Source organism: Psychromonas sp. MME2 (assembly GCF_040566515.1).
Taxonomy (GTDB): domain Bacteria; phylum Pseudomonadota; class Gammaproteobacteria; order Enterobacterales; family Psychromonadaceae; genus Psychromonas.
The window spans coordinates 622,542-637,145 of the sequence record NZ_JBEWXI010000012.1 but is presented as its reverse complement, the minus strand read 5'-3'; the positions used below and the strand labels follow the sequence as shown (position 1 = coordinate 637,145).

Below are 14,604 nucleotides of genomic sequence, written 5' to 3'. Positions count from 1 at the left end.
AACCCAATAACTGTAAACAAAAACACTGTTTATATAGTAAGTATAATATTCAATTTAGTCAAAAAGGTTTGGGTGTCCTACACTACTCTACACTACTGTTACTATATGCGAACAGGCAGTGGTGAGACCACAATAAGAGAGCCTCTATATGTGTTTGCTGTAGACGATTGCTCTGACAGCCCATACGACAGATGAAGTAAAATTTTTTGCTGATCATGTTATTCGACCAAAAAGAGGCCGAACAATTTACTACACCCTATTGACAGCGTTGGGGCTCATATGTGTTATGTGCGATTTAGAGAGAACTCAAAATCAAACGCACTTATACCTATAATATCTTCTCTCATAGAACTTATAAATTTTGGCTTTAATTCAAACGCTTTATAATGTTTGTATTCCCCTGCATCTTTATATGTAATTTCCAACTTCAACGAAGGTAATGACTCATCTAAAGGGTGGTCATCAATACTAACCCGATGAGATACAAGTAATGACATTAATGCTTCATATGCTTTTGGTATTTGAATCGTATTTACTGTTTCCATTTGCGAAATAGGAATAAGATAGTCGAACTCTTTGTCTAATCCATAACTAATTGGAAGCTTAAATTTACCATCCTGAAAAATTAAAAATAACTCTGCACCATCCTGAATAATTTGATTGTGAATATCTCTACTTTTCGGGCTGCTAGATATGACCATATCCAATAATTTTTCGTGCTCATAACACCATTTTATTTTTATAGCTTTAGCTACCCCAAGTCCTATATTTACAATTGATAGAGAATGTTCTTCTCCATCTTGTTTTGTATCCCAACTCGTGGGAAATTGGTTTTCGACATCTTGATAAGAAATACGAAAATTGCTATTCAAAACGATAAGATCTGGTTTGAAAGATGATTTTCTCTGCTTAATTATTTCAAATAAGGTTATGAGTGCTATTGTTGCAGCTACCAAAGCCCCTAGACTTGATCCTAAAGATATCCAATCAGAAATTTGCAATACTACTTACCTCCGTGAAGCACCTAACAGCTTTATAAATAGCATGATGTAATGCACCGCGCCACCTATCTTATTTTAAATAATCATCACATTATCTATTAAGCATCATGTAATCAATCAGTTCGCTAACTATTTGTAAAAACTTTGATTTGATATAGGTATAGCAAATTAGAATGTTAACAAATATAACCTGCACGGTGACGTAAAACCCAATGCTAAATTATGAATAAAACAGTGCGTCATGAATTTGATAAGAAGTCTAATAACTATCTTTTTTATCTAAATAATATTTTATTCAGCGGCGTTTTTTCAATCACCTTAACAAAGAGTAAGGTGGTTATAACGGTACCGAATAACATGATGGCATCTCTGGGTAAGCCTGTTATGGCAAAAGCACCAACAATGTTATAAAAAATAATAGCAATGGAAAGATGACTGGCATAAATGGATAATGTGCTGCGACTTAAATAATAGGTTATCGGATGATTGCCCATATTGGGTTTAGTTAATAACAAGAGAAATAACCCCGTCGCCCATAATGGTGTGAAGAGTAAAAAATCATGGCTAGAAAATACCACTCCTTTGGTAAACAACCAGTAGGCTTCAACAAAGTGCCCCACCACCCCTAGTGTTAACAGTAATAAAGCAGACGATGTAGATAAGCGCCACTCTCTACGGCGAATTTCAAAACCAATAACGACCATGAACAAACTGAAAAAGGGGCCATTACGGGTTAAAAATGGTGCGCTGAGTTCCGTTAACGAGGCGTAGCTTCCTGCAAATACCCCATAAAGATAAACGATGAAGCTAACGGGTAGTAATAGGTAAAGCATTCTAAAACGTATAAAAAATGCCATTATAGCGACCGCTATCATTAATGCGGGCAAAAACCATAAATGTACCAAGCCCCCTTCTAGGAAGGAGTTAAGTGGATTTTCGAGTAAAAAATCCCAGTAGGCGATACGTTCTGCTAAATATCCTTTACTCATCAGTGCATCTAAACGTGTCGGTAGTAGTAAGCAAATGAGACTCCACACTACCCATATTTTTAATAACGGTTTGCAATACTGGTGGATGGTCGATATCGGTCTGTTTATCAACTTAGGTTGGATAAAAAACCCCGATAATATAAAGAAAAAAGGGACGGCGAAACGACTAAGCTGATTAAAAATATCAGCGAGCCAAGCGTTGCCATCACTAAATGGAAAATCAACAAATAAACGGATATGAATAATAATGACAGCGAGCATTGCGATAACACGCATCATTTCCAGACTGGCTATTTTTTGTGGATATGGTTTCATTCTATTACTCTTAAGTTCGCTAAAAAAAGGGGCAATAAACAGATAACAGAGAGTATTATCTTTAATTTTTGTAAAGTAACAGAAAATAAAAGTGGATGTTTACTTACCATAAAAAAAATTGCCACACCCCGTGAAATAAGAATTTGCAACAAAAATAGCGTTGCAAATAAAAGCGAAAGCTGTACAGCGTGACTTTAAATAAACGCCATCAATGAGCCTTGTATTGAATAGCACCAAGATCTGGCGAACTGCCGTTATACTGCAAAGCAATGCCATCGCCTTGATTCCAACTCATTGCTTTATTTAAAATAATGGCTTGTTTTTCATAGTCTATTTTGACAATTATTGCGGTTTCACTCTGACCTTGAATTTGTATACTGTCGCCAACTTCCCCGGGGATGGAAAAACCATCATAGAAATATTTAACATCCGCTAGCTGTAGCTGGTTGCCGCTGCCAGTTGGGCTAATGATGGTAGTTAAAAACGCGCCGCTATCTATCATTGGGCTGCTCGCTTGCAGGCGATAATCGTTCTCTTGTTGATCAACAAAAAGTGGATCTTCTTCGAGCGTGTCGATAAATTCCACCAGACCAATACTAATGTAATAACTCAACAGGGAATGGTTTATCAATCGTCCCCAGATACCTAAAACATCGTCATCAACGCTACTGGCAATATTATTGTTGATAAAGCGACCGACTGATTTATTACTGCGCAGTAGAATTTGTACGCCATTATTTTCCTTGCAGTGAGAAGCTGCGAAACCTTGGTTATTCCAAAGGATATTATTGCGATATTCGTTGTCTGTCATGTTGTTGATTGGCGTACCGATTGCGATGGCCGCACACCAATTATCGTGAAAGGTATTATTATAGATGCGATTACCATAGTTATAGGTGGCCTCGCTTTTGTATGAAGCCATGCCAATGCCTGCATTGACATGATAAAAAACATTTCGACGGATAATACCATTTTGCCCCGCATACTGAATGCCATTGCCGCCGCTCGTTGAATAGTAATGCTGCGCATCTTTGAAGATATTATTATCAATCATGTTATATTGCGTACTATTAAGCCGCTCCTTTTGCTGTGCAAATTCACCGTTGCCATGCCAACTCATGGACCCTTTTTCACAATCAAATACCGAGCCTAATTTCTGATTTTTATTGCTAAATAGATTATTACGGATCACATTAAAGCTGCCACATTTTATATTCCATAGATCATGGCCTGCGAGATCCATGCGATTATCGGCGACTAAATTATGGTTAGAATGAACCAGCGCAAGGGCATCAGTACCTTTATAAAAACGGTTATTTACAATGCGATTGTAGTGACTAAAGGCAACATACAACCCACCCCGCTTGCTTTTTCCACGCCCATTTCGCCAGATGGTCGATTCATTAAATTCACTATTAGTGATTATATTGTAATGTGCATTCAAGAGCCGCCCAAAGCCGATAGAGCCTCGGACATCAATGCCATTAATCAATACATAGGAGACTTGATCTAACCAAATGGCACCGTACTCTTCACCGCTATCTTCGCTATTAATATCTAACAGGGTGACCTTTTCATTCGCGTAGGCAGAATATCCCAAATAAGCATCCGCACGCCCTGACGTCGTGACATGTAGTACTTCGTTATAATTTCCCCCTCGAATTAAAAATAAAACGCCCGCAGCAGCGCTTTGTTGTGCTCGTTTGATACTGTGAAATGCCAGTTCAGAACCACTGCCACAGGCACGTAATGCGACGTTATAATTGTCACAATCATCCTCTAAGTGGCGATCTATATAAATATTGCGAGTAAAGGAAAATGAATCGATATCTAATCTTGGTTCAATAACGGGGGCAGACTCAATGGGGGGAATGGCGGCACTATTTGCAACCATTTCCGGATAAACTATTTTATCCGTAGCGACACAGGCAGCGATAAAAAAGAGTGATAGAGCGATGCCTGCCGTTACTACCCGTCTGTTTTTATCCATTTAGTTATCCCACCTGTCTCTCTATTAAATGTTGTCACGATGATGCGCAACTAACCAATTTTGCCGATGCCCTAACGGTACTATTCCATAGAGATTAATAGCCCTTGATATCTGCCATGTTGACCGTTTTGGCGATGCTCGGTAATTGATACAGTTCTAACATATAATAGTAGAGATTAGTGAATTCTTTGAGTAAATTTAAATTGCATTTAAAATGGGGGCGATACACCACGTCAAAATGCACTAGCTTGGTACATAACCACTAATGCCTATTTCTCCATGCTCCCGAAAGGATAAGCATCTGATCTATCTTGTTGATTAAAATAATAGATAGCTGCGTTACATTCAATCGCAATAGCCTGCTATTACTCAGTCATGCGCCTTATACCAATCGGATTAAGTCTGTGATCTAAATTTTGCGCAGAAAAAATGGCTTAATTTGAGGCGTAAGTTGACGCAAATAGGTTGTTCCCTTTGCGAAACTTACAACAAAAAAGTAAGTTATTTTAGGCAGTAAAATAGATCAGCTATTTCCCGATTGGTATTACTCTCCATCATTTTTCCTCAACAAGCTATGACCATAATATTATCTGAATTGGTATTATAAAAAATTAACTTTGCGCCATTTCAATAATAATGAAATGGGCGTATTTATCCGCAGCAGAAAGCTTAAGGCAGCCCTCTTCACTTATCGTTAAAGAATCTTGCTGGTTGAGTGATGGGTAACCTGCTATTTTCATCGTCCCTTCTATGCAATTAATGTATGCCTGTCTGCCCGGTTTTAATTGAAATTCGACAAGCGTATCTGGCGCTGTTATTTCCGACACGTACAAATTCACATCCGCATTAACATAGAGGGGGGCAGTCTCTTTGTTCTTCGGGTTAGCAACAATATGCAACAGCTTATTTTCACGGTCGCTTAAGTGAAAGTTGCGCTGGTTATAGCGCACTGTCCCACCTTTTGTCGCTGGCATGACCCAAATTTGTAAAAGACGACAGGATTGATCTTGTTGATTCTGCTCGGAGTGCCAAACACCGTTCCCGCTGAAATAGCCTGCACATGACCTCGACCTATGGTTTCTTGCTGCTCGGTCACATTATCCCAATGGGTTAATTTCCCTGAAATAATATAACTGATTATCTCCATATCTTGGTGTGGATGGCGACCGAAACCACTATGCGGTTTAATCTCATCATCATTTAGGACACGCAGAGCACCAAAGTGCATCCGCACTGGATTGTAATAATTGGCAAATGAAAAATGAAAATAGGTATCTGCGGGATGCACTTCACTACTCGGCAAATAATGTAATTCCGAGGCACTAATTTTTTGATGAGCTGCTTTCATTTTAATTCCCTCACGCTGTTTTGTTCGGTTAATTATATTGAATGAAAGCGATGATTAATAACGGTAATAACTGAACGATCTATTCAAAAATATTGAACTAAAAAAGTCAGCTATTCCCTTTAATATAACGCCCATGGGAATAGCTACCCCGTTACCGTTTTATCGTGGAAGTTGCTCTACCCATGTAGTAAATTTTTCGTATTGGTACAAGGAGGCAAAGGCTTTTTCTGATTTAAAGTGGTCAGCTTTAAATTCATAGGCAAAATAATTTTTTAATACTTTCAGCGCCAGTAGTGCATCATCGGGTTGATTTTTACGTGATAATGCTTGCGCTAACATCCAATAGGCAAGATCCTCTCTTGGATTAATTCTTAAGGCCTTGTTGCCATGTAATATGGCATTATCAATGTCATTAATGGCTAAATAGAGATGACCAATCATCAAATGTACGTGCGCATCTGTCTTAATAATGTCTGCGAATGTTTTTAATGCCGCAATGGCTTCTCTCTCCTGTTTTCTCATAAGGTAAAGCTGAGCCATTAGATAAGAGACGGAGGGGTCATCTCGATAATATTTTTCTAATAGTTGCAGTGCCTTTTTAATCTGCACTTCATCGACCGATGAAGCCATCAGATAAGTCGTCAAATAGACTTTATTGCTAAGTAACGGCTCGGGGATCATTTCTAATTGAGTGATTGCATTATAGGGATTGTTATTATTCATCGCTTGCGTGGCATAGGTAAATTTCTGCACCGATGCTCGTTCCTCTTCATCATCACTGGAACATGGGCAAACAGGCTAGCACTCTTTTGGCTCTGATAAACACCAATTCCATAATCTAACAGATCAACTATCTTATATTGACCATCTCGCTGACTGACAACAATTGCAGTATATAAACTTTCATGGCCGCGTTTAATGCGAATTTTTATTTGCAACTTATCACTGTCAAGTAAGATCAGCTGAGCATCCTTAAATATCGCTAAATTACTGTTCGTAAGCCTAGCAAAAAGGTCTTTTTTAAGTAGTGTATTTCTCACTAAGTTTGCATTGTAGGGGCTACTAGCCATCAGCCCGACACTGCGCTCTGCAAATTCATTGGCATCCCACATTGCTAGATAACTTTTTTCATCCTGTCTTTGCAACACATCAAATAGCTCAGCGATAAATTCATTCAGTGTGGCACTAGGATAAGCAGGAGACGCTTCTATATCAAGGGTTTGTCTCGCGCTAGTTGAGGATGGTACCGTTGTACTTGCACAGCCGTTAAGCAAGATAAAGCAGATAAAACATAATGAGATCTTTCATGATTTTCATAGTCTATCTCCCGTGATGCAATCAATGTGTTTATTAAGGTGTTCAATAAAGGTGCCCATGGTTTGCTCTGTTTGGTTCTTTGTATAGGTTATTTCATACACTTTCGCTAAGCTGTTCTTAGCTTTGCGTAACTTAGCGATATGTTCAGGCACATCTTTGACTGGAATAAAGGCCCCTTTTGATTCATACAGATAACTTGTAATAATCGCTCGGTCGCGATAATCCTCGCTAAAAGAGAGCGAAAAATATGGCGTATCAATCGATTCCGTATTGTTAAATAAAGACATTTTTATCCACTCAGGGTAAGAAATGTAGGATTGATGCATTACTTTTATAGGATAAATGTGTCCCAAGGGAGTCTTACGGTTCACCGTTGTTGGCAGTGTAAAATATTCTGCAATACTATAGGGATAAATATCTGCTAATAGACGCTCTGGTTCTGTTCTAAAAAAGTCAGTAAGACGATAGGACTCAACAACCGTTGCAATATTTTGTTCAGAATCATACTCAAAAGTTAAAGGGGCACCCGCTTGCAAATTTGGGTAAATACGATTCATATAATTGAGAAATTTACGCGCCATGGTCGTTTGACCTTGCGTGATAAATTGAGAATGAATATATTCCGCTTCAATACCGCTATACTCCGTCACGATTCGATAATCCACAGGGGCTTCGTAGGCAATGACGTTAAAATACTCACGCGTACGAATTTCAGCTACCTGCTGAGCCGTTTTGGGCATTTCAACCAGAGCAAGGTATGGGTGGCCAACAACAAGGGCGTTATCATAACTGCGATAGCCAAGGCGATCTAATGCACCGCTCTGCAAGCTTCTCGTTGGATCTAACCAATAAACTTGGTCATCACTTTCGACCCGTGTAATAACATGGTTAAATTCGATAGGGCTAGGTAACTCATTAGGTAGGTTAACCGCCCCAAATGTGGAAACCAAGGCGGGATGAGCGGTGATCCCCAATTTTTCAAGAATGGCGATAAGCAGCAATGTTTTATCTTTACAATCGCCAAAGCGATTTTTAAACACCTCATCTGGATCATGGGGTTGATGGGAATTAACCCCTAACTCGATGCCTAAATAACGAATCTCTCCTTGCACAAACTGCAATGCTTTAACAATTTGTTCTTGCGGCTTTAATGGCTTGATTTTAGAGATAAAGTTCAGCAGTTCAGGATTGCTAATCGTTCTATTTGCGTAAAGAGGCTTTGCCCAAGCACTGACGTCTTTCCAGCTTTGGAAGGATGAAAAAGATAGCTGGGGATAAACGCGATACCATGCTGGATACTCTTTTTCTACAAAAATGGCGGGCGTATTTTTCAGCGTCCATTGATACTCAGTGAACCCATTTTTTTGCGAAATAATGGGTTTATCATCAAATTGATCGAGCTTATATTGAATATCACGACTGTTATCAAAAATAAAACGTCTGTTGAGTTTAACAACGGAATCGTCCAGCCCATAAAGGTATTAAAAAAGGCATGTTGACCATAGATTGGATTGCGACCTTCAATAGAGTAACTGTAATCAATAACATCCCCCTTACGAGTATCATCAATCACCAGCATCGCAGTCACATAACCATCAACAATTTCTTGATCTAAAGACTGCTCCCTTTGCAGCAAGGTAATAGCCGAGGAGGAGAGACGATTCATCTCCTTAGCACCCCGTTTTACGGTGACCTTATGCCACACTAATTTTTGATAAACGGGATTAAAGGAGACTTCTACACGAGAGGATCGCATGACCCCTTCCGTTGTTAACGGCTGTTCAACATTCCGGTTATAAACCGTTGCTTGACCATTAGCGAATTTCACTTGCTGATCAACTAATAGATAGCTAACCGGTTAGAGGAGTCGCTATCCGGAATATCATAACCATTTATGCTGACCCATAAATCGCTGGGAGCGATACGATAGCTAAAGCCGTTAGACTCAACAAGCTGTGATTGGGTCGCTGCTATGCTGATACTTTGAAAAAATAAAATAACAGCGACAATAAAATAGTGACAACAACATATAGCACTGCTACGACGCAGAAAAATATCCATATACAATCAAATCTCCATAAAGAAAGCAAAAAACGCTCACTAAACCCGCCCCACTATCATAAAAAAATGACAACCATCACCATAAGGAATAATCAGCACCGGAACGACCTCTATTTATTAGCGACTCAGTATAACAGTCAAAAATGTCAAAAATAGGGCTATTATCAATTTGTTAGAGACAAATACAAAAAAACAAAAAATAATCAGGTAAAAAAGGCATGTTTTTTTAAAATCTAAAAAACATATTTTTGATGTTTATTTTTTATTTTAAGTAGAGAAGTTGTTAGGATGGCAAATAAAAATATAACTCCTAGCATGTGGATAAACTATAATTTACTTTAGTAATAATCAGGGCTCAGTTACGATGAGCGAAGGCAATTTATTTTGCCATGGAAAAATATAAAAGGAATTTTCAATGAACATCTCTCAATTAAGCATGGTTTCAGCCATTGGATTGATTAGCCTAGGTTTATCCCCTCAACTAATGGCTTTAGAAAATGCTACAAACTTTGCTATTGACGCAAGCCTATGGCATGCCAATTCAATCAGCGAGCCCTCTCCTTTGAGCTATCGTGATGATTTTTCACTACAATTAGCACAAGTCGAGACGAAAACTAACAATAGCGCACAATCCTCAAAGAAGGCATTAACACCCAACGAAAAGCAGCAAGCGTTAAATGGTGGCTATACGCAGGCTCAAATCAATGAAATGATTAACAACCCGCTGGGTGAGTTATGCTGTTGTATATGCAAAATGATACGACTTGGTACGATGGCGATTATTTAGATTTTCTCGGGGAAGATAAAAAGGTCTATAACACCACCACTATTGAACCTGTTATGCCCTTCCAGCTAACCGAGAATATAAAATATATCTTCCGCCCTGTTATTCCGATTCACAGCTGGGAAACGCCACAGTTAAGACAAGGGGCAACGCAATACCCCGGTGGCGAATTACCCGTTTCGGTTGATTTTGAAAGAAAAACTGAGATGGGCGATATCGTTTTATGGAATGCCTTAGGCAGCAATGATATGGTCAAGCCACCTAATATCATGGGTTTCGGTATTACTGCAATGCTCGATACAGCAACGAACAAAGCCTTTGGAACAGGGAAAAACAGTGTTGGCCCGATGGCTGTTTTGCTACATGTTGGCGCACCTAAAGAGTATATGTATGGCGCAGTCGTACAGCACTGGTGGAGTATTTCAGGCGTTCAAGATCGTGACGATGTGAATATGACAAATATCCAATATATCGCATTTTACCGTTATAATGATTCAACCAATTTTGGGTTTGGCAGTCCGAATATTACAGCGAACTGGGAAGCGGATAATGGTGATGTCTGGACGATTCCAGTTGGATTTGGTTTTAATACCATGACAAAAATTGGCCCAATGCCGGTGCGCATAGGAATTGAAGCCTATAAATATATTGAGAAACCAGATAATTTTGGTGCTGAATATGGTTTACGTTTTTATTTCAGTCCCGTTGTACCCAGTCCTGATTTTAGTAAACATGCTCTTTTTTAAATAAAACGCCAAATGACTACTTTGGCGTTATAAGCCAGGGTGTTACAACACCCCGAATTGCATGGCAATATATCGGCATTAATTTAAATCATCGGGGCCAACGCGCACAATTAATTTACCAAAGTTCTCACCTTGTAGTAATCCCATAAATGCAGTCGGTGCATTTTCTAAACCATCGACTAATTGCTCTTTATATTTAATCTTACCGGCACTTAACCAAGCTACCATTGCCTCACTAAACTCGTTATAGCGGTGCCCATAATCATCAAATACGATAAAACCTTGCATCTTGATACGTTTCACCAACAACGTCCCCATTAGCATGGATAACCTATCCAGCCCCGTTGGCAACTCAGTGGCGTTATACTGTGAAATTAAGCCACATAGCGGTATGCGTGCTTTACTATTTAACAGAGGTAGTACGGCATCAAAAACCTTACCGCCGACATTTTCAAAATAGACATCAATACCGTCACAACAAGCTTCTGCCAATTGTTCTGCTAAATTAGCCGATTTATGATCCAAGCAATAATCAAAACCAAGTGCTTGCACTGCATAGTCACACTTTTCTTTTCCACCAGCAATACCCACCACTTTACAGCCATTAAGTTTAGCTATTTGCCCCACTAAGCTGCCCACGGCACCCGTTGCCGCAGCAACCACCACCGTTTCTCCCGCTTTAGGCTGACCAATATCCAACAGCCCCATATAAGCCGTTAATCCTGGCATACCTAAAATGCCTAACGCATATGAGTGATGGGTTAAACTGGCATCTAACTTAAGCAGATTCACACCATCGCTAACGCTATAATCTTGCCATCCAGAAAAAGAGACAACCCAATCCCCAACGGCAAAATCACTATTTAACGATTGCTCAACGCGACATACTGTGCCACCAACCATCGCCGCACCAATTTCAACAGGCGGCGCGTAGGATTTGGCATCACTCATACGTCCGCGCATATAGGGATCTAGTGATAAATAGACCGTACGCAGTAATACTTTCCCCGTTGATATCTGTGGTTTTTCACTTTCAACGAATTTAAAATTATCAGACTTTGGCGCGCCAACAGGGCGCGATGATAATAATATTTGTCGATTAAAATCTTTCGTTTGTGCCATCATTATTTCCATCTATATATTCAGTAAGATTACAAAGCTTGCTCTAATATTTTGCGGCTCTCTGCAATAGTGATCTCTTGTTTTTCACCTAATGCCGTCATGCCATGCGCTTCAAGATTCGCAATGAGCAGATCAATATCTGCTTTTCCTAAATCGACTTCAGATAATCGAACGGGCACGCCCATCTCATGGAAGAAATTTTCCGTCAATGTGATCGCTTGTGCGATTTGTTCATCGTCACTGCCACTGTTGGTATGCCATACACGTTGTGCATATTGAAGTAATTTGTCGTGTTTAGCAGCTTGACGCACTTTCATCACCGCGGGTAAAACGATTGACAAGGTACGCGCATGGTCAATTTCATAGGCACCGGTTAATTCATGTCCTATCATATGTGTTGACCAATCTTGCGGTACACCCGATCCAATTAACCCATTCAGCGCCATCGTTGCTGACCACATAATATTGGCTCGTACTTCAAGGTCGTTTTTCGTTTCTGCTTTAAGCGCTTTCGGCCCTTCCTCAATTAAGGTTTGCAATAACCCTTCTGAAAAACGATCTTGAACTTTCCCATTAACGCTATAGGTAAGGTATTGCTCCATGGTATGAACAAAGGCATCCACTACACCATTGCTAATCTGACGATCCGATAATGATAATGTGACCGCAGGATCTAACACCGCAAATTGAGGGCGAACCAACGGGTTCATAAAGGGTAACTTAGTGCCACCTCGAGTCACAACCGAACCAATATTGGTTTCTGAACCCGTCGCTGGTAGGGTTAATACCACACCAATTGGTAGCGCTTTGCTTATTGGTGCTTGCTTGGCAACGATATCCCAAGGATCATCACCTTCATAAAACGCCGCCGCAGCGATAAATTTACTGCCATCAACAACGGATCCACCACCAACCGCTAATAAATAATCGATACCATGTTCTTTGATAATCGCCTGTGCTTTCATTAACGTATCGTATTTGGGATTTGGCTCAATACCAGAAAACTCAAACCAAGTATGATCTTTTAATGCCGTCACCACTTGTTCATAAACGCCATTGCTTTTTATCGAGCCGCCGCCATAGACGACGAGTACTTTGGCATCCTCTGGAATTTCTTTGCTTATTGCGCTAATTTGTCCTTCACCGAAATGAATACGGGTTTGATTTTCGAAACTAAAATTGAACATACTGTGCCCTCTCTTTAATAATTACGCGTTAATTTGTTTAATTAATTTTTCAGCAACAAGCTCAGAACTAGCGGGATTCTGTCCCGTAATAAGTTGCCCATCCTGTACTGCAAAGGGAGACCAATCCGCTCCTTTTTGATAGTCTGCTCCGCGTTTAATTAATTCATCCTGCAATAAAAATGGCACAATATCGGATAATTGCACGGCATCTTCTTCACTATTACTAAAACCGCTAATGATTTTATCTTTTACAACATATTGCCCGGCATTATCTTTAATATTTAACAATGCAGCAGTCGCATGACAGACTGCCCCTACGGGTTTATTGGCATTAAGAAAAGCTTCTATTAGGGTAATAGAATCACTGTTATCGGTTAAATCCCATAAAGGCCCGTGACCACCAGGGTAAAAAACCGCATCGTAATCAGCTTGATCAATATCAGCAAGTTGCTTAGTCTCTTTTAATTGCAATTGTGCAGCACTATCTGTGGCAAATCGTTTGGTCGACTCGGTTTGAAAATCAGCTAACTCACTTTTCGGATCAATCGGTGGCTGTCCACCAACGGGAGAGGCCAGCGTCACTTCAACGCCTGCGTCTTTAAATAGATAATAAGGCGCGGCAAACTCTTCGACCCAAAATCCCGTTTTTTCACCCGTGTTGCCGAGTTTATCGTGGGATGTTAAAACCATTAATATTTTCTTGCTCATAAATTAACTCCTTTTGATGACCTTACTTTATTTGACGTAGATCAGTATATGCCGCGAATATTGTTTGGACAATGCGCAGTTATTTAACTACATTGTTTCAATAAATTTGACAATAAAAGAATTAATGATGGATATCTCCTTTGAACAGCTAAAAAGCATGGTCGTCTTCGCGCAGGTCGTTGAGCAAGGTAGTCTCAGTGCCGCTGCCAAACATATCGGTTTATCACGCGCGGTCGTGAGCTATCATATAAAAAAATTAGAAACCCATTTAGGCATTAAGCTGCTCAATCGCTCGACTCGTTCAATCACCTTAACCGAAGCAGGCACACAATATTTTCAACGTTGCCGAGTCATCGCAGAGCAAGCTTCTGCCGCCAATCAGCAAATTGAAAATTTAAAAAACGAACCAGAAGGTCTGATAAAAATGACCTGCCCGGTAAATATCGGGCTGCAAACCATTGTGCCAGCGCTCAACTCATTTCGGCAACTTTATCCAAAAGTAGAGTTAGATGTGGTGCTTACCGATGAGGTGGTTAATATTATTAAGGAAGGGATTGACCTTGCTATTCGTGGCGCCCCCTTAGCGGATTCGGGATTACAAGCGAGTAAATTATCAACGCTCACAACTTGCCTATGTGGCTCTCCAGACTATTTTAAAAAGCATGGCTATCCAACGACCCCTGCTCAATTAACTGAACATCAGTGGGTTATCTATAAACTCACCTCCAATACATTAGAGCTTAGCAAAGGTAATCGCTCCTTTAGCATCAAGGTCAAGGGAGGGATCAGCACCAACAATGCTTCAGCTCGCACCGCCTTTGTTGAGGGAGGACATGGCTTAGGTCGGATTCCCACCTACGATGCAAAGCCAAAAATTGCAGCGGGCACGCTAGAGTCGGTTCTCGATGATTACAAACTCTCTGATATTAATGTCTACGGGGTATTCCCTCCGGGTGGCGCGGACTCAAAAAAATTACGTTTATTAATCGATTATTTAAAAGCCTATTTTGTGAAATACAATACGCTCTAATTTATT

At 40.0% G+C, this 14,604-nt stretch carries 16 protein-coding genes; 3 read left to right on the top strand and 13 right to left on the bottom strand.

Annotated features, from left to right (window positions below; translation table 11 throughout):
* Positions 1 to 284: 284 nt before the first annotated feature.
* The 10 genes from AB1A03_RS13545 to AB1A03_RS13500 all read right to left on the bottom strand — a co-directional run bounded on the left by AB1A03_RS13545 (position 285) and on the right by AB1A03_RS13500 (position 9,021).
* A complete protein-coding gene (locus tag AB1A03_RS13545; protein WP_354625154.1) occupies positions 285 to 1,001 on the bottom strand; it encodes a hypothetical protein in 717 nt (238 codons plus the stop codon).
* Between the two features lie 275 nt (positions 1,002 to 1,276).
* Positions 1,277 to 2,305, bottom strand: a complete 1,029-nt coding sequence (locus tag AB1A03_RS13540) for an acyltransferase family protein (protein ID WP_354625153.1) — start codon at positions 2,303 to 2,305, stop codon at positions 1,277 to 1,279.
* Positions 2,306 to 2,513: 208 nt separating this feature from the next.
* Entirely contained in the window at positions 2,514 to 4,295 is a 1,782-nt protein-coding gene (locus tag AB1A03_RS13535) for a right-handed parallel beta-helix repeat-containing protein (RefSeq protein WP_354625152.1), read from the bottom strand.
* 611 nt (positions 4,296 to 4,906) lie between these two features.
* Positions 4,907 to 5,245, bottom strand: coding sequence for a pirin family protein (locus AB1A03_RS13530; RefSeq protein WP_354625151.1), 339 nt, complete (start codon positions 5,243 to 5,245; stop codon positions 4,907 to 4,909).
* Entirely contained in the window at positions 5,215 to 5,643 is a 429-nt protein-coding gene (locus AB1A03_RS13525; RefSeq protein WP_354625150.1) for a pirin family protein, read from the bottom strand. Before AB1A03_RS13525 ends, AB1A03_RS13530 begins: the two co-directional genes overlap by 31 nt.
* 159 nt (positions 5,644 to 5,802) lie before the next feature.
* A complete protein-coding gene (locus AB1A03_RS13520) occupies positions 5,803 to 6,396 on the bottom strand; it encodes a tetratricopeptide repeat protein (protein ID WP_354625149.1) in 594 nt (197 codons plus the stop codon).
* Positions 6,363 to 6,917 (bottom strand): hypothetical protein, encoded by a 555-nt coding sequence (locus AB1A03_RS13515; protein WP_354625148.1) that lies wholly within the window; start codon positions 6,915 to 6,917, stop codon positions 6,363 to 6,365. The genes AB1A03_RS13520 and AB1A03_RS13515 overlap by 34 nt, the downstream gene beginning before the upstream one ends.
* Before the next feature lie 39 nt (positions 6,918 to 6,956).
* Complete coding sequence (locus tag AB1A03_RS13510) at positions 6,957 to 8,072, bottom strand: transglutaminase-like domain-containing protein (protein WP_502945959.1); 1,116 nt, start codon at positions 8,070 to 8,072, stop codon at positions 6,957 to 6,959.
* A gap of 218 nt (positions 8,073 to 8,290) precedes the next feature.
* Positions 8,291 to 8,788 (bottom strand): DUF3857 domain-containing protein, encoded by a 498-nt coding sequence (locus AB1A03_RS13505; protein WP_354625147.1) that lies wholly within the window; start codon positions 8,786 to 8,788, stop codon positions 8,291 to 8,293.
* A gap of 11 nt (positions 8,789 to 8,799) precedes the next feature.
* Complete coding sequence (locus AB1A03_RS13500) at positions 8,800 to 9,021, bottom strand: hypothetical protein (RefSeq protein WP_354625146.1); 222 nt, start codon at positions 9,019 to 9,021, stop codon at positions 8,800 to 8,802.
* A gap of 415 nt (positions 9,022 to 9,436) precedes the next feature.
* Between AB1A03_RS13500 and AB1A03_RS13495 the strand changes: the two genes are divergently transcribed.
* Both AB1A03_RS13495 and AB1A03_RS13490 read left to right on the top strand, forming a co-directional pair.
* The gene (locus AB1A03_RS13495) at positions 9,437 to 9,808 is read left to right on the top strand and encodes a hypothetical protein (protein WP_354625145.1); all 372 of its coding nucleotides are present in this window, start codon (positions 9,437 to 9,439) and stop codon (positions 9,806 to 9,808) included.
* Complete coding sequence (locus tag AB1A03_RS13490; RefSeq protein ID WP_354625144.1) at positions 9,769 to 10,551, top strand: hypothetical protein; 783 nt, start codon at positions 9,769 to 9,771, stop codon at positions 10,549 to 10,551. The genes AB1A03_RS13495 and AB1A03_RS13490 overlap by 40 nt, the downstream gene beginning before the upstream one ends.
* Before the next feature lie 78 nt (positions 10,552 to 10,629).
* Here the strand turns inward: AB1A03_RS13490 and curA are convergent, their stop codons facing one another.
* The 3 genes from curA to AB1A03_RS13475 are packed head-to-tail and all read right to left on the bottom strand — an operon-like array spanning position 10,630 to position 13,568.
* Positions 10,630 to 11,673: an NADPH-dependent curcumin/dihydrocurcumin reductase gene (gene curA, locus AB1A03_RS13485; RefSeq protein WP_354625143.1), complete on the bottom strand. Its 1,044-nt coding sequence runs from the start codon at positions 11,671 to 11,673 to the stop codon at positions 10,630 to 10,632.
* Between the two features lie 29 nt (positions 11,674 to 11,702).
* Positions 11,703 to 12,860, bottom strand: a complete 1,158-nt coding sequence (locus AB1A03_RS13480; protein ID WP_354625142.1) for an iron-containing alcohol dehydrogenase — start codon at positions 12,858 to 12,860, stop codon at positions 11,703 to 11,705.
* A 21-nt stretch (positions 12,861 to 12,881) separates the two neighbouring features.
* Positions 12,882 to 13,568 (bottom strand): type 1 glutamine amidotransferase domain-containing protein, encoded by a 687-nt coding sequence (locus AB1A03_RS13475; protein ID WP_354625141.1) that lies wholly within the window; start codon positions 13,566 to 13,568, stop codon positions 12,882 to 12,884.
* A 127-nt stretch (positions 13,569 to 13,695) separates the two neighbouring features.
* On the opposite strand from AB1A03_RS13475, the gene AB1A03_RS13470 reads away from it, so the two are divergent.
* Positions 13,696 to 14,598, top strand: coding sequence for a LysR family transcriptional regulator (locus AB1A03_RS13470; RefSeq protein WP_354625313.1), 903 nt, complete (start codon positions 13,696 to 13,698; stop codon positions 14,596 to 14,598).
* The last annotated feature ends 6 nt before the right edge of the window (positions 14,599 to 14,604 follow it).